A 19,134-nucleotide genomic window follows, 5' to 3' on the forward strand; every position below is an offset into this window, starting at 1 on the left:
CAGAGTCCCGGGAGGGGCTGGTGCGCGTGCGCAGCTCCGCTCCGCGGCCTACCGTGGGTCAAGCCTGGGCCAGAGCTCAAGGGCGCGGGTGATCTCGTCGACCACGCGTTGGTCGTCATACCAGATCTGCTCGGGCAGGTAGCGCAGCGTTGGCTGACCGAGGAGCAGGGCAGCGTTCATCCGGTAGCGGTCCGCCGCGAACGCCTTCCTGTCGCCGTGATACTTGAAGCCGTCGATTTCCACGGGCACGGCACGCTCGATCCGGAAGTCCACATTGCCGACGCCGGGCAGCGTGGCCTGGGTTTCGACTTCCCACCCCTGTGCGAGGAAGAGGAGTCTGGCTTCCACCTCAGGCTGGGACTGCGCCTGGCGTCTCGGGTCGAAGACAACCTGGGCAAGGACCTCCCGCGCACGGCCGTCGGCCCGCCCTTCGAGCGCCGCCCCGAGTGTGTCGCGGGTTATGCGGCCAGCTCTGGCGGCAGACTCCACCATGCTGACGGCCTGCGGCGCGTCCAAGCATCCCAGAGCATGGATCAGCGCGTCCTCGAGCGAAGCGAGCGGGAGGTCGCGGTGCGCAGGGAAGAGGAGCTTTCGGTGGGTCACGCAACCGCGGGCACGTGCATGTCGGGTTGCCAGGTGCGGACGACCCGGAGCCGAACGGATCCATAGGCCGTAGTAGCTTGCAGCTGATCCGCAGGTGATCCGGCCGTCGCGCATCAGGGCGAACAAGAAGTCGGAATTGGCATCGGGCAATGCCCACAGCCCCTTGCGGGGTCTGAGCGCGCGTCCTTCGAGCCGGCCGATGTCGCGCCGGCTGAAACCAGCTCGGAGGAACGTCCCCGTACGGGCGACTCCGCCGAGCGATCTGAGGTAGTCGATGGGGTCCATCTGCCCACTCCAGCTTCAAGGCTGCCGGCTGGGCGGGCGCATGGGCCCTATGTGGATGACACGCCCAATAGTCGTCCTGTGGAGCGCCGGAGCACGCCATTCTGCTCACCGTCGTGGTGGTGCGGGCTGTGGGGACAGTGTGTCGCACGGGACGCGCCGTGGACCGGGTATGACTTTGGGCAAAATCGCACGGCCGCAGCGCATCGCCGAGGAGCATGCACCATGCCCGGGGCGTTCGCCGTTGGGTGCTCAGCCTTGAAGGGAAGACCACAGCCGCGCGGCGCCGGGAGCCCCGGAGCGTACGATTCTGCTCATCGTCGTGGTGGTCTGGGCTGTGGGGACCGTGTGTCGCGCAGGCTCTGCAAGGCCGACTCGTCGAAGAGGATCCCCAGCGGCACGCGGAGAGGGCTCACCGCGCGGCCTCATCGGCACCGGGGCCGGCGGGGCGGCCGGGCACGGAAGGGACAGCCTCGGCCCCGGCATCGCGCACCAGGTGCTTCCACGCGGCCTTGCGCCCGGCGGTGATGTCCGCGATGCCCTTGAGGTACACGACGTTGAGGAACATGTCGAAGAAGAGCTCGGGGAACAGACAGGCCGCGAGGAGGCGGGCGCGCCAGCCTCCGCCCCACGCGGTGACGAGCCGCTCGAGCGTGAACCAGAACCCGAGCCCGAGCCAGAACGGGAACCAGATCCAGGTGTCCATGGACAGGGCCATCAGGGCAATGAGGGCCAGGTAGGTCCCGAGGGCGATCACGCTGTACCCGATCCCGAGCTGCTGGAACCAGTACCGCGCGGTCTGGGGGGTGACCCCGTAGGCGCCGAGGTTCTCGAGCGCCCCGCGCTGCCAGCGCAGCCGCTGCGCCCAGAGCATCCGCCACGTGGGCATGAGCTCGGTCTCCACGGCGCACTCGGGCGGGGAGACCATGAGCGCCCCGAGGGACTTGAGCGCAATCGTGAGTTCGTTGTCCTCCGTGAGCGCGGCGGTGTCGTACACGTCGCCGAGCCGCCCCGGGAGCTGGGTGTTGCGGGCGTCCGCGACGGCGCGCAGCGCCACGGGCCGGAACACGGACGCGGTGCCGGTCAGGACGAACACGCGCCCTCGCCGCCGGCGGATCTCGCGCGAGTAGCGGATGTACTCGTTGCGCTGGAACTGGCCGATCAGCCCGTGCCGCTCCTCACCGTAGAAGAGCCCGCCCACGGCCACGAGGGCGCGGTCGTCGGTGAACCGCCGCACGGCCTCGGCGAGGAACTCGCTGCCGAGCTTGGTGTCGGCGTCCATCACCATCACCGCGTCGTTGTCGCCGAGGCCGGGGAGCAGGGTGCGCAGCGCCTGGTTGAGCGCCCCGGCCTTCTTGTCCGTGTTGCCCCGGGTCGCGAAGACCTCGGCGCCGGCGTCCCGCGCGATCTCCGCGGTGCGGTCGGTGCAGTTGTCGGCGACCACGATCACCTGGTCCGGCCGGTGGGCCTGCGCGTCGAGCGAGGCGAGGGTCGCGGGCAGCGATGTCTCCTCGTTGTGCGCCGGGATGAGCACGGTGACGGTCACGGGCCCGGCGAACACGCCGCGGGTGGCGGCCATGATGGTCCTGGGCGCGAGCGGCTTCGCGCGCACGTGCGCGGAGGCCCGGCGCGAGCGGGTGGCAATGGCTCGGTCCAGGAGCGCGACGCCCGCGCCGAGCAGGATCGCCGCGGCCGCGGCCATGGCGACGACGCGCCACTGCGGCGCGTGGGCGTCGTAGAAGACGTTCCATACCCCGCCGATCGAGACCTGGGCGGGCCGCCTGAGCGGCGGTGGCTGGCTCGCGGCCACCCCCCACCACAGCAGCAGCGCGGCGCCGGTCACGGCCGCGACGATCAGGAGGCCGACGAGCCTCTGGAACCATCTCCCCATGCTGGCTGGCTATCGGGCCGAGGTGACGGCCCAGTATGCAGGGACGCGGAGGTGGCTGCCGTCCGCGGGCAGCGCGAGCGCCAGGGCGGTGGACCCCTCCGCCTCGAGCCGCCACTGCTCCTCGGGGAAGGCCCGCGCCCGCTCGTTGGGGCCGAAGTGGCCGGGCTGCGGGAGCGTGCGGATGGCCTGGGCGAGCGGTGCGGGGATGGACTCCCCGCTCGCCCCGAGCGCGCGCAGGTAGCCGAGCCCGTTCCCGGGCACGTTCGTCTCGACGAGGTACACCCGTCCCCGCGCCCCCACGAGCGTGCGCAGGCCCGCGGCGAGGGCCCGCTGCTTGGCCGGGGTAAGCACGTGGAGCACCCCGCGCACGACGGCGTTGGCGTCCCCGAGCTGCCCGTGGAGCCGCTCGCTGGTCTCGGGATCAGTCGCGTCGGCAGTGAGGAAGTCGATGCGCCCCGGCTCCCCGTGGTGCCTCGCCGCGAGGTCGACGGCGGCCGCGGAGGCGTCGAGGCCGAGCACCCGGGGGAAGGCCCCGGCGAGGGCGGCGGAGAGCCACCCGGACCCGCAGCCCACGTCGACCACGGGCAGGGACGTGTCGAGGTGGTCGATCCCGCGGGCCACGTGCTCGGTGGCCTCCGAGCGCGAGTCGCCCTCCCAGAGGACGTCCTCGGGCAGGGTCCCCTCGGCGATGCCGGCCCAGAACCGCTCCCACGCGGTGGAGGGGCTGCGGGGGACCCGGCCCGAGAGGATGGCCACGCGGGAGACGAGCCGGATGCTGTCAGCGAGCGGCACCGTGGCCTCCTTCCTGCAGGGACCGCAGGAGCAGGCCCAGCTCGGAGGCGGGCATGGGCCGGGCGAACAGGTAGCCCTGGCCGTACTCGCAGCCCAGCTCGCGCAGGAGCCGGGCCTGGGCCTCGCCCTCGATGCCCTCGGCGACCACGGTGAGCCCGGCCGCGTGGATGAGGCGCACGATCGCGTCGACGAACGCGACCTGGGTCGGATCGCTCGCGAGGGTGTCCACGAGGGACTTGTCGATCTTGGCCCGCACCGCGGGAAGCGTCCGGAGGTAGCTGATGGAGGAGTAGCCGGTGCCGAAGTCGTCGATCTCGATGGGGACGCCGAGCTCGCCGAGGGAGCGCAGGGTCAGTCGCGTGTCGGGGCCGCCGCTGATGATCGCGGACTCCGTGATCTCCACGGTCAGGCGCGGCCCGGGCAGCCCGGCCTCGTCCAGCAGCCTGCGGATGTGGGCCGTGAGGTCCCCGTGCGCGAGCTCGGCGGGCGAGATGTTCACGTGCAGGCTGAAGTGCTCGGGCAGGCCCGGGTCGCGCGCCCAGTCTCCAGCGGCCTGGACCACCTGGGTCAGCACGCACCGGCCGAGCTCGACCATGAGCCCCGCGTCCTCGGCGATGTCGAGGAATGCGGACGGCGGCTGCAGCCCCCGGACGGGGTGGCGCCAGCGCACGAGCGCCTCGGCTCCGGCGAGCATGCCGTCGGCGAGCCCCACGATCGGCTGGTAGAAGACCTCGATCTCCCCGTTGGAGAACGCGGCCCGCAGCTCGGAGGCGACGCGGACGCGCTGGGCCACGACCTCGTGCATGGCGGGGGTGAACACGCTGATGCCGCCGTGGCCCTTGGCCTTGCCGGACTCGAGCGCGGCGTCGGCGTCGCGGAGCATCTCCTCGACCGCAAGGTGGCGCTCGGCGTACCGGATGCCCACGTTGCCGCGCAGGCTGACCTGGATGCCGTTGACCAGGACCCTCTCCTTGAGCGTGTCGAGGACGGCCCGCGCGGTCCAGAGCACACCCTCGGCGTCCTGACCCGTCACGAGCACCGCGAACTCGTCGCCGCCCAGCCGGCCCACCAGATGGCCCCCGCCCTCGGCGCCGCCCATCGCGGCCTGCACCCGCTGGGCCACCTCGATGAGCACGGCGTCGCCCGCCGAGTGGCCGAAGGTCTCGTTGATGAGCCGGAACCCGCGCAGGGCGAGGATGACGACGGCGGCCAGCCCGCCGTCGTCGGCCGTCTGCAGGGCGGCGTCGATCCGCTCACGCACGAGCCGCCGGCTCGCGAGCCCGGTCAGCTCGTCGGTGTCGACGAGGCGGCGCAGCTCGTCCTGGGCTCGCTCGAGCTGCTCGGTGCGGGTTGCGATGCGGGCCTCGAGCTGGTCGTAGAGGGTCTCCAGCTCCTCGGCGAGCAGGTTGATGCCCGTGGTGACGGCATCGATGGAGTCGCGCGCGGGGGAGGTCTCCATCCGCCGTGAGAGGTCTCCCGCCGAGAGCCGCACGATCAGGTCGATCAGCTTCTCGAGCCTGTCATCCGTCGGCTCAGCGGCCATCGGCGGCCTCCGCGAGCCACGCCCGGGCACGGGCCTCGTCGGTGAAGAACTTGGTGGGGCAGGGCGCCCTGTAGACGCCGAGGAAGAAGTTGGCGAGGACGCGGTCCACGGCGGAGGCCCCGAGCAGGGCGATCGCGGCCGCGGCGCACGGGCGCGCGAACACGGCCCGGGCCGAGCGGCTCACGGAGGAGGTCGTGGCCATGTCGATCAGGAGCGGGACGCGGTCCGGGCCGGCGGTCTCGTTGACGCGGGCCATGGCGGCCTCGGCCTGGGGTGCGTCGATGTCGACCCCGCGCTCCCACACGAGGCGGAGCACCCCGGACTCGTCGAAGGAGAGCGAGCTGATGCCAGAGTCGGTCCCATCGGGGCTCTGCTGGGGATCCACGCCGCTCCTCTCGTTTCATTGCTCCTGCGCCCGGGCGGCGCCACGTTGGGAGCATACCCCGGGCGCCGCGTCCGGGCCGGTACGCTGGGCCACAGATGTGCCCACTGACGGGCACGGGGAGGAACACTGTGGGGGGCGCTCTGGACCTGGGCACGCTCACCGTCGTGATGGCGGTCGTCTCGCTGTGCGTGCTCGTGCTGTTCTACTTCGACACATACCGGGCGAATCCCACGGCCCCCGCCCGGTGGTGGTGCCTCGCCCTTGCAACACTCGCGGCCGCCGGCATCCTCAACGACGGCGGCATGGGGGTCGTCAGCCTCATCGGCCAGGGGCTCATGGTGGTGGGCGTGGCGTCGATGTGGGCCGGCGTGCGCCGCCTACGCGATCCGGAGACGCCTGCCGTGTCCCTCGTGCTCGCGGTCCTGGCCGCCGGGCTCATCGGATTCGCCGGCCGCTTCCTCGACCCGGACCTGTGGGGCGCCGTGGTGCTCCTGCTGCTCTCCGGCGGGTTCTGCGCGGCCATCTTCATCGAGCTGCGGCTCCAGCGCACGGTGCCATGGCGGACGGCCCGGAACTTCGCGGTGATCGCCGCGGTCACCGGCGTGTACGACCTGGTCCGCGCGATCGCGCTCGCGGCCCTGGGCGGCGTGAACCCGGCCTTCAGGGCGGTGTTCGGCCAGGGCTTCTCGCTGCTGGCGGCGATCGCGCTCATCGTGGCGGCCGCGACGAGCCTGGCCGCACTCAACAGCGCCACCCGCACGGCCCACTTCCAGCAGCTCGCCACGAAGGATGCCCTCACGGGGCTGCTGAACCGCACCGAGTTCATGCGCCGGGCGGGGGAGATGCTCAGCAGGGCGCACGAGCAGGGCAGCGAGGTGACCGTGATCATGGCGGACCTGGACAAGTTCAAGTCGATCAATGACGACTTCGGCCACCTCACCGGCGACGAGGTGATCCGGGCGTTCGGCGTGGCGTGCCGGCAGTCCGTGCGCTCGCGGGACCTCGTGGGCCGGTTCGGCGGCGAGGAGTTCATCATGGCGCTGGCCGACTCCTCCGCGGCGGACGGCGTGGCCGTGGCCGAGCGCATCCAGTTCGTCCTCTCGGCCCAGCGCATCCTCCTGGACGGGCACACCGTGCCGACGGCGAGCTTCGGCGTGGCGGACAGCTCGGTGCACGGAGACGACCTCGGCGCCCTCATCGCGAGCGCGGACACCGCGCTGTACGGCGCGAAGTCGGCCGGGCGGAACTGCGTGATGGTCAGCGACGCGGCCCCGCTAGAGTAGCCGCATGGCTATCATCGGCATCGGCGTGGACGTCGTGGACATCGCACGGTTCGAGCGTCAGCTGGAGCGGACCCCGGGCCTGCGGGACCGGCTGTTCGTGCCCGCGGAGCGCGAGCTGCACGTGCGCTCCCTGGCCGCGCGGTTCGCCGCGAAGGAGGCCGTGGCCAAGGTCCTCGGCGCCCCGGCGGGCATGAACTGGCAGGACTGCTGGATCGGCCTGGGCCCTGCCGGCCCCGAGATCCAGGTCAAGGGCACCGTCCTCGCTGTCGCCGAGGAGCGCGGCGTGCGGAGCTGGCACCTGAGCATGAGCCACGACGGTGGGATCGCCACGGCGATGGTGGTCGCCGAGCGCTGATCCGGCGAGCCCGGCCCGCCAGGAGTCAGCCCGCCAGTAGTCAGTGGGCCGAGGCGAGCTGGCCGCTGAGGCGTTCGTGCATGGCGCGCGAGGCCTCGTTCAGGCCGATGATCCTGGCCTCGATGCCGTGGTTCCGGTACTTCTCGGTGACCGCGTCCAAGGCGGCGATGGTCGAGGCGTCCCAGAGGTGCGAGCGGTGCAGGTCGATCTCCACGCGCTCCGGGTCGTGGGCGTAGCGGAACTGGGTGTAGAGGTCGTTGGACGAGGCGAAGAAGAGCTCCCCGTCCACCGTGTAGACCGCCGTCTCGGCCCCGTCCCGGTCAACGATCTCCCGGCGGACGGTCGCGAAGTGCGCCACGCGGCGGGCGAAGAGGACCATGGCGACCAGCACCCCCGCGCACACGCCGATCGCGAGGTTGTTCGTCGCCACCACCACTGCCACGGTCACCACCATGACGGCCGTCTCGCTCTTGGGCATGGTGCGCAGCGTGGACGGCCGGATGCTGTGCCAGTCGAAGGTGGCGACCGAGACGAAGATCATCACTGCGACGAGGGCGGCCATGGGGATGAGCGCGACGATGCCGCCGAGGGGTACGACGAGGACGAGCAGGATCGCCCCGGCGAGGAAGGTCGAGAGGCGCGTGCGGGCGCCGGCGGCCTTGACGTTGATCATGGTCTGGCCGATCATCGCGCACCCGCCCATGCCGCCGAGGAGCCCGGTCACGATGTTCGCGATGCCCTGGCCCCACGCCTCGCGGGTCTTCGAGGAGCCGGTGTCCGTGATGTCGTCGACGAACTTGGCGGTCATGAGCGTTTCGAGCAGGCCGACGACGGCGACGCCCAGGGCGTAGGGGCCGATGATCTGCAGGGTCTCGAGCGTCAGGGGGACGTGCGGGAGGAACAGGGTCGGCAGGCTGTGGGGCAGCTGGCCCTTGTCGCCGACGGCAGGGACATCGAGCCCCAGGACCACGACGGCGACCGTCAGGAGGATGATCGCGACGAGCGGCGCCGGCACCGCGCGGGTCAGCCGGGGCAGCCCGAACACGATCAGCAGGCCCGCGGCGGCGAGCGGGTACACGGCCCACGGCACGCCGATGAGCTCGGGCACCTGCGCCGAGAAGATCAGGATCGCGAGGGCGTTCACGAAGCCGACCATGACCGAGCGGGGCACGAAGCGCATGAGCCGGGCGACGCCGAGCAGGCCCAGGGCGATCTGGAGTGCGCCGCCGAGGATCACTGCGGCGATCAGGTAGTCCAGGCCGTGGGACCGGACCAACGGCGCGATGACGAGGGCGACCGAGCCGGTCGCGGCCGAGATCATCGCCGGGCGGCCGCCGACGATGGCGATCGTCACCGCCATGGTGAAGGCGGCGAACAGCCCGACCCGCGGGTCGACGCCGGCGATGATCGAGAAGGCGAGCGCCTCGGGGATGAGAGCCAGGGCCACCACGAGGCCGCCGAGGACCTCGGTCTTCAGGCGCCCCGGGGTGCGCAGAGCCCGGAGGACGGACTGGGCCTCCTCCGGAGTTTCGGTCGCGGGGGCCAGGGCAGGCATGGATCTCCTCAGGGGCATCGTCGGGGGATGCCAGAACTCTACCCTAACGTTAGGGTAGACTTGCAATCCGGCTACAGTGTTGGGGTGCATATCGGTGAGCTCGCGGAGCGCACGGGGCTGTCCCTGCGCACGATCCGCCACTACGACGACGTCGGCCTCCTCCCCGCGCGGATGCGGACCCAGGGCGGCTTCCGGGTCTACCAAGAGGACGACGTCGAGCGCCTGACGCTCATCAAGCGCATGAAGCCGATGGGCTACAGCCTCGAGGAGATGGCGGAACTCCTCCGCCTGCTGCTGGGGCCCTCAGAGGAGGGGAGCGCCCCGGATGTCGCCGCGCTGCTGCAGGAAGCAGAGCGCCGCCGCGACAAGCTCGCGCGCAACCTCGCCCAGGCCGAGGAACTCGTCGCGCTGCTGCGCGCCCGGTAGCGGGGAAGGGCTGGGAGAGGTCAGGCGGATGCGGGCTGGGCGACGACGCCCGAGTGGCCCGCCGAGGTCGGGAAGCCTCCCGCGAGGCGGCCCGAGGACGAGGGAGCAGGCGCCGGACGGGCGGGAGCCGGGGTGCCGGCAGCATCGGAGGCTGCCGCGGCAAGGAGCTGCTCGGCCGCGGCCACTGCCTGTGCGGAGGCGCGGGCCGCGGCGGGAACGCTGGAGGCAGCAGGAGCGCTGGAAGCGGCCCGCGCGGCGGCGCGTGCCGGAGACTGCCGCCTGACCGACCAGACCACGGCCAGGCCGTACACGAGCCCCAGAAGCCCGCTGGCGGCCCAGACGATGATCCCGATCTCCTCGGACAGGGCGGCTGCCACTGCCGAGGCCAGGATCACGGCCGCTGCGACTCCCGCAGAGAGACGTGCCCCGCGGTCAAGAAAATCCCCCATCAATGCCCCCATTGATTGCCCCGCGCTGCAGGGCGTGTCGATCCTTGCGTTACTAGAGTGAAACCAGTAATGCCTCATTCATTCTACAGTCGAGGGAGTGGACCGCCACTCCCACTTGGGCTCATTACAATCGCCCCATGACGGAGGCCTTCACCGGAACCCAGATCCGCGCCGCAGAGGCGCCGCTCCTCGACGCCGGGCGCGGCCCCGACCTGATGGCGAGGGCAGCGCACGGGCTGGCGCTCGCCGTCGTGCGCCTGATCCGGCGGGAGGGCGGCAGCGTCGCCGGGGCACGCGTGGCGGCGCTCGTGGGGAAGGGCAACAACGGCGGCGATGCGCTGTTCGCCCTCGCCGAGCTGGGCCGCCGCGGGGCGCGCGCCACGGCCGTGCTCGCGGGCGGCACGGCGCACCCGGCGGCCCTCGCGGAGTTCACACGGGCCGGAGGGCGCATCACAGAACGGCTCGAGGCTGCGGAGATCGTGGTCGACGCGGTGCTCGGCACCGGCTTCTCGGGCGAGTACGCGCCTCCGCTGCCCAGGCCGGACGCCCTCGTGGTGGCCTGCGACCTCCCCTCGGGTCTCGACGCGGACACCGGCACCGCCGGTCCCGAGGTGTGGCCGGCGGATCTCACGGTGACCTTCGGCGCGCTCAAGACGGGGCTGCTCGCAGGCCGCGGGCGGGCCTTGGCCGGGCGCGTGGAGGTCGTCGACATCGGCCTCGGACCGCACCTGCCGGACCCGGACGTGCGCTCCCTCGACTCAGCATCGGCCGCCGCGCTGCTCCCCGCCCCCCGCGACGACTGGCACAAGTACTCCCGGGGGGTGCTGGGCCTCGTGGCCGGCTCCGAGCCGTATCCAGGGGCCGCGGTCCTCGCCACGGCCGGTGCGCTCGCCACGGGCGTGGGGATGGTGCGGCTCGTGGCGCCCGACGCCGTGCGCCGGCTCGTGCTCGCCGCCCACCCGGAGGTGGTGGGCTCGTCGGAGCCGTCGGGGCGGGTGCAGGCCTGGGCGGCCGGGCCGGGGATCGCGGACGACGCCGGGCAGCGCCGCGCGCTGGCGGTGGCCCTCGAGTCGGGGCTCCCCGCGGTGGTGGACGCGTCCGCGCTCGACGCGCTGCCCGAGCTCCTGGACCGGCTGGCCGGTGAGCACGTGGTGATCACCCCGCACGCGGGGGAGCTCGAGCGGCTGCTGGAGGGTCCGTCCCGCGAGGCGATCGAGGCCGAGCCAGTGCGGTGGGCGCGCGAGGCCTCGGCCCAGCTGGGGGTGACCGTGCTGCTCAAGGGGCCGGCGACGGTCTGCGCCGCCCCGGACGGCACGGCGTGGGTGCAGGGGGAGGGGCACCCGTACCTGGCGACGGCGGGCAGCGGCGACACGCTCACGGGGATCCTCGGTGCGCTCCTCGCGACGGCCCGGGGCCTCCGACCGGTGGAGGCGGCGGCGCTCGCGGCCTTCGTGCACGGATCGGCCGGGCGCGTGGCGGCCGGGTCAGGTCCGTTCGGTGCGGGCGCGCTGGCCCCCGCGGTGCGGGAGGCCCTCTCGCGGCTCGGAGCCGCGGAGCCCCCGCGCCGCCCGGGACAGGGCTGAGGGCGTCAGAGGGCCGCCGAATCCGGGCTGCTGGCAGCGAAGCCGTCGCCCGCCGGGGCCAGCAGCACCGCGGCTGCGAGGTCCCTGGCGCGGGCGGCCGCGTGCTGGTCGCCCTCCGCGGCGGCCACGAAGCTGCCGCAGATGAGCGTCTGGAAGGTGCGCGCCGCCGAGGCGGGGTCGTCGAGCCCGGCCTCCGCCGCGATCTCCTCCAGGTGGGCGAGCGAGGGGTCGAGCTGCTCGGCGGCAACCCGGCTCAGGGGATGCTCGGCGCCCATTTCCACGATCACCCGCTCCAGCGGGCCGGGCGGGTCCCCGCGGAGGATCAGGTCGTCGAGGTCGTCGAAGACCCCGAGCAGGGCTTCCCTTCCGCTGCCGTGGCTGTCCCGGGCGGTCCGCACCATGCCTGCCCGGGCACGGCCCCAGGCCTCGAGGCAGGCCAGGACGAGCCTGTCCTTGCTGCGGAACTGCCGGTAGAACGTGGACTTCGCGACCCCCGAGCGGGCGATGAGCTCGTCCACCCCGACGGCGCGGATGCCCCGGGTCGCGAAAAGGCCTTGGGCGGCCGAGAGGATCCGTGCCCTCGAGGACTGCCTGGGCCGCCGCGGGGCCGCAAGGACCAGACCCATCGCCGCGACTGCGACTTGTAGATGCATGCCCGCCCCCTCCCACTGCCAACTTCCTGACATCGTGGGACGTAGGTTTCCCGGTGGGCGCACAACCGAAACGGCGCCCAGGCCGCTGGGCAGGCCTGGGTGCCGGGGAGAGGCCGGGGTCCGGCCGGACGGGGGTCCTAGTTCTGGTGGGCCTTCTCGCGGCGGCGGAGGTCGAGCTGGCGCTTGACGTCCTCGCGATCTTGGGTGGGAGTCCCAAGGGTGTCCGGCCGGTGCAGGTCGATGAGTGCCCGCGCGAGCTTGCGGGCGCGGGCCGCAGCGCGCTGGTCCCCCTCGATGGAGGCGACCATGGCGCCCTTGGTGAGGATGTGGAAGGACCAGGCGAACCCGACCGGGTCCTCGAGCCCGGCCGCCTCGGCCAGGGCGCAGAGGCGCTCGCGGATGTCGGTGAGGTGCCTCATCGCCGCCCGGCCGAGAAGGTGGCCCGGCCCGAACTCGATCACCACGTGGAGGAACGTGTTGACCTCGGCGGCGCCGCGGCTGAACCAGTCGTCCAGCACCGTGAACGCCGCCAGGATCGCGTCGTCGGGGTTGTGCGCGTGCGCGATGGCCTCCTCGATCGCGTCCTCGCGCACCTGGTACCAGCGGTCCATGTAGGCGAGCACGAGGGCTTCCTTCGAGGGGAAGTGCCGGTAGAACGTCGCCTTGGCGACCCCGGAGTGGGCGATGATCTCGTCGATGCCGACGTCTCTCACGCCCCGTCGTGCGAAGAGCCCATAGGCGGTCTCAAGGATCCGCTCGCGGGCAGGTTTGCGTGCCGCGGCCTCGGGGGCCCGGCCGTCATCAGGACCGACCATGCTCAGAATCGTAGCACGCTGGACAGACAGGTCTGTCTCGGTGCATACTCCTCGTGACGGAACAGACAGGTCTGTCTCGTTGAAGACTTCGAGGTAGCCAGCATCAACACCGGGCACCGCCGCCGGGCGGTGCAGAGAGGGTAGGTCGCTGTGAGTGAGTCAGCTGTGATGGAGTCGAGGAGTCCCCTGGCGGTCCTGGCCGGGGGCCTGGCGGGCGAGCCCGCCGCGGGACGTGCGCCTGAGGGGGCTGCCCGCGAGGATGCGGCCGGGGCCGCGAGGACGCGGCCCACGGCGGTGTGGCGGGGGCGTTGGTGGTGGAGCACTTGGGGCTGGCGGATGCGCTGGCGCGGCGGCACCGGGTGCCCGGGCATGACTTCGAGGACATCCGGCAGGTGGCGCGGATGGGGCTGGTGATGGCGGCGCAGCGGTACCGGGAGGGTGCCGGGCACGGGTTCGTGCAGTTCGCGGTGCCCACGATTGCCGGGACGATCAAGCGCTATCTGCGGGACCAGTCCTGGGTGGTGCGCCCGCCGCGGTCGCTGCAGGAGCTGCGGCTGGGGGTCAAGGAGGCCCGTGGCCGGCTGGTGCAGGAGCTGGGCCGGGAGCCGTCTCTGGCGGAGCTGGGGGAGGCGACCGGGGCCAGCCCGGAGCAGGTCGCGGAGGCCCGCTCGGTGGATGCGGCGATGAGCGCGGCGGCGATCGAGCCGCTGGATTCCTCGGGCGAGGGCGAGGGGGAGCGCACGGCGCACCTGGTCCCGGTGGTCGAGGCGGGGTTCGAGCAGGTGGAGCTGCGGCAGATGGTCGCGTGCGCGCTGGAGGGTGCGAGCGAGCAGGACCGGCTGCTGGTGAAGCTGCGGTTCGTGGACGAGATGAGCCAGTCCGAGATCGCCGCGGAGCTGGGGGTGTCCCAGATGCAGGTCTCGCGCCTGCTGCGCCGGCTCCTGGACCGCATGCGCCGCAAGATGGCCGCCTGAACGCCGCCAAAACGCCAGACGGACCCAGACCACGACCGGAGACGCTGGACCCCACACAGCGGGGCAGCACACCGGAAGCGCCCAGCGTTCCTCACATGGCGAGCGGCTAGCATGCGCCCATGGCTTCTGGCAGGAAAGTGCTCCGATCCACATCGCTCGGCGGAAGGATCCTGTCCTTCCTGGCCGTGAGCCTTCTGTGCGGGGTCCTGACCGCGGGCCTCATGTCGCCCGCCGTGGCCCTGGCGGGAAGCGCCGCGAACGGCTCGGTGCAGTTCTTCGACAGCCTGCCGAGTGACCTCGAGGTCACCCCGCCGGCGCAGGTGACGAGGATCCTCGCGGCGGACGGTTCCGTGATCGGCAGCGTGTTCAGCGAGAACCGCACCAATGTGCCGCTCGAGAAGGTCTCCCAGAGCATGCGCGACGCGATTGTCGCCATCGAGGACTACCGGTTCTACGAGCACGGAGGCATCGACCCCATGGGCATCCTCCGTGCGTTCGCCTCGGACGTGGGCGGCGCCCACCAGGGAGCGTCGACGCTGACGCAGCAGTACGTCACTAACGTGCTCAACGAGGACCTCGTCGCCCAGGGCCAAGGTTCCGACGTGGTCCTCAACGGCCAGAAGGGCGTGGGCGACAAGCTGCGCGAGATGAAGCTCGCCATCTCCCTGGAGAAGAAGGAGTCCAAGGACAAGATCCTCCAGGGCTACCTGAACATCGTCTCCTTCAGCGGCAACGCCTACGGGGTCCAGGCGGCCAGCCAGTACTTCTTCTCCGAGGATGCCAAGGACCTCACGCTCACCCAGTCGGCCCTCCTTGCCGGGCTCGTCAACGGGCCCGGCTACTACGACCCGGTGGCCTATCCCGACCGGGCCGTCGGCCGGCGCAACCTGGTCCTCGACGCGATGCTCGAGCACGGGTACATCACCAGGGCCCAGCACGACGACGCCGTCAAGGCCCCGCTGAAGCTGAAGCTGAATCCGCCGAAGCAGGGCTGTGCCTACGCGGCCCAGGCCCCCTACTTCTGCGACTACGTGCTCCACCAGATCCTCAACGATCCCGCCTATGGGGCGACCCCGGCGGACCGCGAGCGGCGCGTGGATCGCGGAGGCCTCACGATCAGGACCACGCTCGACCCGCGCCTGCAGGGCCCGGCGCAGGCCCAGGTCGATGCGACCGCGGGGGCGAATCCGGACAAATGGGGCGCCTCGCTCGTCACCGTGCAGCCGGGCAGCGGCAAGGTCCTGGCGATGGCGCAGAACTCCCGGGTGCCCGCGGGCCAGGGCACGGGCTTCCTCACGTCCTACAACTTCAACGTGGACCGCACCGACCCGTCCGGCAACCAGCTCGGCGGCGTCGGAGGCATGCAGCCGGGCTCGACGATGAAGCCCGCAACCCTGGCGGCATGGCTCGACGAGGGCAAGCCCACCGACCAGATCGTGAACGCGGCCCAGCGGCGGTACCCGCCCGGGTACCCGTGGAAGACGACCTGCGGGCGTGTGAGCGGGTCCTTCGACTCGGCCGTGGCCGGATCGGTGGACCTCCAGAACGACGAGCCCGGCTGGTACCGCCCCATGACCGTGCGCGAGGGCATCTACCAGTCGATCAACACCGCAACGTTCGCCTCGGCCGCGGCCCTGAACGACTTCTGCGACATCCAGCGTGCGGCAGACGCCATGGGCCTGCACGACGGTGCAGGCGGTGGCAAGAAGCTGGACCTCTCGGTGCTCGGCAACATCCTCGGCGCCTCCAACGTGGCCCCGCTGACCATGGCAGACGCGTTCGCGACCTTCGCCGCGGACGGCACCTACTGCGCGCCGATGTCCATCACCGAGGTCGACGACGCCAAGGGGCAGAAGATCGGCGGCCAGGCGCCGTCCTGCCAGGCCGGCGCCCTGAAGCCGGATGCGGCGAAGGCGGCCACCAACGTGCTCGAGGACGTGATCAAGAAGGGCTCCGGCCTGCTCATCCCGCAGAAGCTCGGGGTCCCCGACGCCGCCAAGACCGGTACCAACCAGTACAACAACCAGACCTGGGTCGTCGGGTACACGAGGGGCCTCGCGACGGCGTCGTTCTTCGGCGACCCCTTCAACGGTAGCGACGCCCGCCTGGGGCGCAACGTCACCGTCAACGGCAAGTACTACCCCGTCATCGACGGCGCCTACATTGCAGGCCCGCAGTGGGCGACCTACATGCAGAAGGTCCTCGGGTTCTACGACCACGGCGCCTTCGATGCCCCGCCGCAGAACCTCATCCGGCCCGCCTCGCACTGACCGGCCCTCCCGGGGGTTGATCTGTATACCCCGGTGGGTATTATCCTGTGAGAGGTGCCGCACTGGCCGGCACCTGCACGGGAAGGGGATCCACCATGAAGGGCGTCTCGGTCGAGGGGCCTGCTCCGCAGGACCTGCCGCAGTCCGTCGAGCTGCGTCGGCTCGCGAATCGGCTCAAGCGCGCCCACGGGCAGCTGAAGGCCGTCATCGACGCGGTGGAATCGGGGGCGAACTGCCGGGCCGTGATCACCCAGCTCGCCGCCGTACGCGGCGCCCTGGACAAGGCCGGCTTCGAGCTGATCTCCGCGGCCATGAGCGAGTGCGCGAGCACCCCCGCGGCTCCCGGCGGGGGCGAGGGCGGCGGCCTGACCATGGAGGAGCTGCGCCGCCTCTTCCTCACCCTCGCCTGAACTGGGCGCGCAGGTGGAACTCGTCGTCCATGGCCCGGCCGTGGCACTGCTGGGCTCCCGTCCCGTCGTTTGACTTCGGATACCCCCCTGGGTATTTTGGAAGTGGGTCGGAAACGGCCTTTCGGACTTCAGGGAGGAACGAATCATGGACGTCATCGTCATCGACACCCCGCAGCTCGGCGACCGCAGCTACCTCGTGCACGATGGGAAGCACGCGCTCGTGATCGACGCCCAGCGGGACATCGACCGCGTCGAGGCCGCCGCCTCCGCGGCAGGCGTCGAGATCACGCACGTTGCCGAGACCCACATCCACAACGACTACCTCACCGGCGGGCTGGTCTACGCCCGCAAGCACGGGGTCGCCTACCTCGTGAACGCCGCCGACGAGGTCTCCTTCGAGCGGACCCCCATCGCGGACGGCGAGACGGTCGAGGTCGGCGAGCTGGCCGTCAAGGCCGTGGCGACCCCCGGCCACACCCACAACCACCTCTCCTTCGTCGTCTCGCACGGCGACCAGCAGGCCGTCTTCTCGGGCGGCAGCGTGCTCTACGGCTCCGTGGGGCGCACCGACCTCCTGGGCCGCGAGCACATGGTCGGCCTCACCCACGACCAGTACGCCTCCGCGCGCCGCCTGGCCAAGGAGGCGGACGCCGCCGCGGAGCTCTACCCGACGCACGGCTTCGGCTCGTTCTGCTCCTCCGGCCCCGCGACGGGCGCCGGCGGCTCCACCCTCGGCGAGCAGTTCGAGACCAACCACGTCTACACGGACGCCGACGAGGAGCACTTCGTCAGCGACCTCATCGCCAACCTCACCGCCTACCCCAGCTACTACGTGCACATGGGCCCCGGCAACTCCGCCGGACCCGGGGAGCCGGACCTGGGCGTGCCCGAGTCCCTCGACCCCAAGGAGCTGCGCACGCGGCTCGAGGCCGGCGAGTGGGTGGTCGACCTGCGCAACCGGGTCGCCTACGCCTCGGAGCACCTCAAGGGCACCATTAGCTTCGAGTACGGCAACGGCAACAGCTTCAGCACCTACCTCGGCTGGCTCTTCCCCTACGACAGGAAGCTCACGCTCGTGGGCTCCCGCGAGGACGTCGAGAACGCCATCCGCGACCTGTCCCGGATCGGCATCGACTCCCCGGACGCCGCCCTCGGCGAGGACCCGCGGGCCCTTGCCCCGGAGGCGGCCGTGTCCTCGTACCCCCGCGTGGACTGGGAGGGCATGCTGGCCGAGCGGCGCCCGGACGAGGTGATCCTCGACGTCCGCCGCGCCGACGAGTACGAGGCGTCGCGCATCGAGGGCGCCGTGAACATCCCGCTGCACGAGCTCCTGACCCGCCTCGACGAGGTCCCCGCCGGCAGGCTCTGGGTGCACTGCGGCTCGGGCTACCGCTCGGGCGTGGCGGCCAGCCTGCTCGAGCGCGCCGGCCACGACGTCGTCCAGGTCGACGACGCCTTCGACCGCGCCGCCGCAGCCGGCCTCCCCATCGCGGCCTAGCCCCTTCCGCCACCGCCAGGACGACCATCGAGAGGAAGACCATGCCGACTCCTGCACAGCGCACGAGCGGGACCCGGGCGCCCCTGGCCCGGATGGGCCTGATGGTCCTCGCCCTGCACGTCGCCGGGTGGGGACTCCTGGCCGCGGTCGCGCTGCCCGCCCTCCATGCCGGAGCCGGCGGCGCGGCCCTCGTGGCCGGGCTCGGGGTGGGCGCCTACGCACTCGGGATCCGGCACGCGTTCGACGCCGACCACATCGCCGCGATCGACAACGCCACCCGCCGCCTGATCGCCGCCGGACGGCCTCCCGTCTCGGCCGGCTTCTGGTTTGCGCTCGGGCACCCGACCGTGGTCGTCGGCGTCGTCGCGCTCGTGCTGGCCGGCTTCGGGACGTTCGCCGAGGGGCTCTCGGACGAGGGGTCCCCGCTGCGGCAGGGCGCCTCCCTGTGGGGCGCCGCCGTCTCCGGGGCGTTCCTCCTCCTGGCAGGCGCGCTCAACGTCCCCGCCCTGCGGGGGATGGGCTCGCTCCTGCGGAGGGCGCGCGGCGGCGCCGTGGACCCGGCCGAGCTGGAACGCCACCTCGATTCCCGCGGCGTCGTCTTCCGCGTGCTGGGCCCGCTGGGCCGCCTCGTGGATGCTCCGTGGAAGATGTACCCGACCGGGCTGCTGTTCGGGCTCGGGCTCGACACCGCAGCCTCGGTGGGGCTGCTTGCGGCGGGCTCGCTCCGCCCCGGAGTGCCGCCGGCCGCGGCCCTCGCCCTGCCGCTGCTCTTCACCGCCGGGATGACGCTCTTCGACAGCGCGGACGGCATCGCCATGAACCGGATCTACCGGTGGGCCGCGGAGGACGCGGTCCGCAAGGCCGCCTACAACCTGGCCGTCACGGCGGTGTCGGTCGCCGTCGCCTTCGTGGTCGGCGCCGCCGGCCTGGCCTCGGCCGCCGCCCAGCTGCTCGAGGTCCACAGCGGCCCGCTGGCCGCGCTGGCCTCCCAACCCTGCCGCTGACACCCACCCTTCCCCATCGAGAGGACAGACCCATGGACATCACCCCCCAGCAGACCGCCGAGAGGCTCGGCGGCGACACCCAGATCGTCGACGTGCGCGAGGCAGCAGAGCTTGCCGACGGCATGATCCCCGGCGCACGGCATATCCCGCTCGGCGACCTGGGCGCCCGCCTGGACGAGCTCGACCGCTCGCGTCCGGTGATCGCCGTCTGCCGCAGCGGCCGGCGCAGCGCCGCCGCGGCCGACCAGCTCACCGCAGCCGGCTACTCCGCCCAGACCATGGTCGGCGGCATGCTCGCCTGGCAGTCCGCCGGCCTGCCCACCGCCTGACCCGCCCCTTCACCGCGCCTCCAACCGAGGCACC

The 19,134-nt window shown here is 72.1% G+C and carries 19 protein-coding genes; 10 read left to right on the forward strand and 9 right to left on the reverse strand.

Features of this window, described 5'->3' with window-relative positions:
• Positions 1–48: 48 nt before the first annotated feature.
• The 5 genes from ACVWWH_RS02285 to ACVWWH_RS02305 all read right to left on the reverse strand — a co-directional run bounded on the left by ACVWWH_RS02285 (position 49) and on the right by ACVWWH_RS02305 (position 5,496).
• The gene (locus ACVWWH_RS02285; RefSeq protein WP_457315453.1) at positions 49–888 is read right to left on the reverse strand and encodes a hypothetical protein; all 840 of its coding nucleotides are present in this window, start codon (positions 886–888) and stop codon (positions 49–51) included.
• Positions 889–1,297: 409 nt separating this feature from the next.
• A complete protein-coding gene (locus tag ACVWWH_RS02290; protein WP_457315454.1) occupies positions 1,298–2,776 on the reverse strand; it encodes a glycosyltransferase family 2 protein in 1,479 nt (492 codons plus the stop codon).
• A gap of 9 nt (positions 2,777–2,785) precedes the next feature.
• Positions 2,786–3,568, reverse strand: coding sequence for a methyltransferase domain-containing protein (locus ACVWWH_RS02295; RefSeq protein ID WP_457315455.1), 783 nt, complete (start codon positions 3,566–3,568; stop codon positions 2,786–2,788).
• A complete protein-coding gene (locus tag ACVWWH_RS02300; RefSeq protein WP_457315456.1) occupies positions 3,555–5,111 on the reverse strand; it encodes a putative bifunctional diguanylate cyclase/phosphodiesterase in 1,557 nt (518 codons plus the stop codon). Before ACVWWH_RS02300 ends, ACVWWH_RS02295 begins: the two co-directional genes overlap by 14 nt.
• Entirely contained in the window at positions 5,101–5,496 is a 396-nt protein-coding gene (locus tag ACVWWH_RS02305; protein WP_457315457.1) for a DUF7793 family protein, read from the reverse strand. Before ACVWWH_RS02305 ends, ACVWWH_RS02300 begins: the two co-directional genes overlap by 11 nt.
• A 128-nt stretch (positions 5,497–5,624) precedes the next feature.
• Here ACVWWH_RS02305 and ACVWWH_RS02310 point away from each other — a divergent pair, with 128 nt between their 5' ends.
• Positions 5,625–6,779 (forward strand): GGDEF domain-containing protein, encoded by a 1,155-nt coding sequence (locus ACVWWH_RS02310; protein WP_457315458.1) that lies wholly within the window; start codon positions 5,625–5,627, stop codon positions 6,777–6,779.
• 4 nt (positions 6,780–6,783) lie between these two features.
• On the forward strand, positions 6,784–7,134 hold the full coding sequence (locus ACVWWH_RS02315; protein WP_307004395.1) for a holo-ACP synthase: 351 nt from the start codon (positions 6,784–6,786) through the stop codon (positions 7,132–7,134).
• Between the two features lie 40 nt (positions 7,135–7,174).
• Here ACVWWH_RS02315 and ACVWWH_RS02320 read toward each other — a convergent pair whose 3' ends face one another.
• The gene (locus ACVWWH_RS02320; protein WP_457315459.1) at positions 7,175–8,689 is read right to left on the reverse strand and encodes a SulP family inorganic anion transporter; all 1,515 of its coding nucleotides are present in this window, start codon (positions 8,687–8,689) and stop codon (positions 7,175–7,177) included.
• Positions 8,690–8,716: 27 nt separating this feature from the next.
• On the opposite strand from ACVWWH_RS02320, the gene ACVWWH_RS02325 reads away from it, so the two are divergent.
• Entirely contained in the window at positions 8,717–9,115 is a 399-nt protein-coding gene (locus ACVWWH_RS02325; RefSeq protein WP_457315460.1) for a MerR family transcriptional regulator, read from the forward strand.
• A gap of 20 nt (positions 9,116–9,135) precedes the next feature.
• Here the strand turns inward: ACVWWH_RS02325 and ACVWWH_RS02330 are convergent, their stop codons facing one another.
• Positions 9,136–9,564 (reverse strand): hypothetical protein, encoded by a 429-nt coding sequence (locus ACVWWH_RS02330; protein WP_141305419.1) that lies wholly within the window; start codon positions 9,562–9,564, stop codon positions 9,136–9,138.
• 137 nt (positions 9,565–9,701) lie between these two features.
• On the opposite strand from ACVWWH_RS02330, the gene ACVWWH_RS02335 reads away from it, so the two are divergent.
• Positions 9,702–11,147 carry an NAD(P)H-hydrate dehydratase gene (locus ACVWWH_RS02335; RefSeq protein ID WP_457315461.1) on the forward strand — a complete coding sequence of 482 codons (1,446 nt, stop codon included), beginning with the start codon at positions 9,702–9,704 and terminating at the stop codon, positions 11,145–11,147.
• Positions 11,148–11,152: 5 nt separating this feature from the next.
• Here the strand turns inward: ACVWWH_RS02335 and ACVWWH_RS02340 are convergent, their stop codons facing one another.
• Together ACVWWH_RS02340 and ACVWWH_RS02345 are read right to left on the reverse strand one after the other, a co-directional pair.
• A complete protein-coding gene (locus tag ACVWWH_RS02340; protein WP_169803082.1) occupies positions 11,153–11,800 on the reverse strand; it encodes a TetR/AcrR family transcriptional regulator in 648 nt (215 codons plus the stop codon).
• Between the two features lie 137 nt (positions 11,801–11,937).
• A complete protein-coding gene (locus ACVWWH_RS02345; protein WP_084249557.1) occupies positions 11,938–12,615 on the reverse strand; it encodes a TetR/AcrR family transcriptional regulator in 678 nt (225 codons plus the stop codon).
• A 314-nt stretch (positions 12,616–12,929) separates the two neighbouring features.
• Between ACVWWH_RS02345 and ACVWWH_RS02350 the strand changes: the two genes are divergently transcribed.
• The 6 genes from ACVWWH_RS02350 (at position 12,930) to ACVWWH_RS02375 (ending at position 19,100) form a co-directional block, all read left to right on the forward strand.
• Positions 12,930–13,589, forward strand: a complete 660-nt coding sequence (locus tag ACVWWH_RS02350; protein ID WP_457315462.1) for a sigma-70 family RNA polymerase sigma factor — start codon at positions 12,930–12,932, stop codon at positions 13,587–13,589.
• A gap of 119 nt (positions 13,590–13,708) precedes the next feature.
• Complete coding sequence (locus tag ACVWWH_RS02355) at positions 13,709–15,859, forward strand: transglycosylase domain-containing protein (protein WP_457315463.1); 2,151 nt, start codon at positions 13,709–13,711, stop codon at positions 15,857–15,859.
• A 95-nt stretch (positions 15,860–15,954) separates the two neighbouring features.
• Complete coding sequence (locus ACVWWH_RS02360) at positions 15,955–16,269, forward strand: metal-sensitive transcriptional regulator (protein ID WP_457315464.1); 315 nt, start codon at positions 15,955–15,957, stop codon at positions 16,267–16,269.
• A gap of 145 nt (positions 16,270–16,414) precedes the next feature.
• Positions 16,415–17,767: an MBL fold metallo-hydrolase gene (locus tag ACVWWH_RS02365; protein WP_457315465.1), complete on the forward strand. Its 1,353-nt coding sequence runs from the start codon at positions 16,415–16,417 to the stop codon at positions 17,765–17,767.
• 41 nt (positions 17,768–17,808) lie between these two features.
• Complete coding sequence (locus ACVWWH_RS02370) at positions 17,809–18,771, forward strand: HoxN/HupN/NixA family nickel/cobalt transporter (RefSeq protein WP_457315466.1); 963 nt, start codon at positions 17,809–17,811, stop codon at positions 18,769–18,771.
• Positions 18,772–18,803: 32 nt separating this feature from the next.
• Positions 18,804–19,100, forward strand: a complete 297-nt coding sequence (locus ACVWWH_RS02375) for a rhodanese-like domain-containing protein (protein ID WP_447419571.1) — start codon at positions 18,804–18,806, stop codon at positions 19,098–19,100.
• Positions 19,101–19,134: the final 34 nt, after the last annotated feature.

It is taken from the genome of Sinomonas sp. RB5 (assembly GCF_054063535.1).

Coding starts and splice junctions, on each gene's coding strand:
- ACVWWH_RS02340 (WP_169803082.1), bottom strand. CDS start 11,800: ATGCATCTACAAGTCGCAGTCGCGGCGATGGGTCTGGTCCTTGCGGCC.
- ACVWWH_RS02285 (WP_457315453.1), bottom strand. CDS start 888: ATGGACCCCATCGACTACCTCAGATCGCTCGGCGGAGTCGCCCGTACG.
- ACVWWH_RS02335 (WP_457315461.1), top strand. CDS start 9,702: ATGACGGAGGCCTTCACCGGAACCCAGATCCGCGCCGCAGAGGCGCCG.
- ACVWWH_RS02355 (WP_457315463.1), top strand. CDS start 13,709: ATGGCTTCTGGCAGGAAAGTGCTCCGATCCACATCGCTCGGCGGAAGG.
- ACVWWH_RS02325 (WP_457315460.1), top strand. CDS start 8,717: ATGCCAGAACTCTACCCTAACGTTAGGGTAGACTTGCAATCCGGCTAC.
- ACVWWH_RS02375 (WP_447419571.1), top strand. CDS start 18,804: ATGGACATCACCCCCCAGCAGACCGCCGAGAGGCTCGGCGGCGACACC.
- ACVWWH_RS02300 (WP_457315456.1), bottom strand. CDS start 5,111: ATGGCCGCTGAGCCGACGGATGACAGGCTCGAGAAGCTGATCGACCTG.
- ACVWWH_RS02360 (WP_457315464.1), top strand. CDS start 15,955: ATGAAGGGCGTCTCGGTCGAGGGGCCTGCTCCGCAGGACCTGCCGCAG.
- ACVWWH_RS02330 (WP_141305419.1), bottom strand. CDS start 9,564: ATGGGGGATTTTCTTGACCGCGGGGCACGTCTCTCTGCGGGAGTCGCA.
- ACVWWH_RS02290 (WP_457315454.1), bottom strand. CDS start 2,776: ATGGGGAGATGGTTCCAGAGGCTCGTCGGCCTCCTGATCGTCGCGGCC.
- ACVWWH_RS02365 (WP_457315465.1), top strand. CDS start 16,415: ATGGACGTCATCGTCATCGACACCCCGCAGCTCGGCGACCGCAGCTAC.
- ACVWWH_RS02320 (WP_457315459.1), bottom strand. CDS start 8,689: ATGCCTGCCCTGGCCCCCGCGACCGAAACTCCGGAGGAGGCCCAGTCC.
- ACVWWH_RS02345 (WP_084249557.1), bottom strand. CDS start 12,615: ATGGTCGGTCCTGATGACGGCCGGGCCCCCGAGGCCGCGGCACGCAAA.
- ACVWWH_RS02370 (WP_457315466.1), top strand. CDS start 17,809: ATGCCGACTCCTGCACAGCGCACGAGCGGGACCCGGGCGCCCCTGGCC.
- ACVWWH_RS02315 (WP_307004395.1), top strand. CDS start 6,784: ATGGCTATCATCGGCATCGGCGTGGACGTCGTGGACATCGCACGGTTC.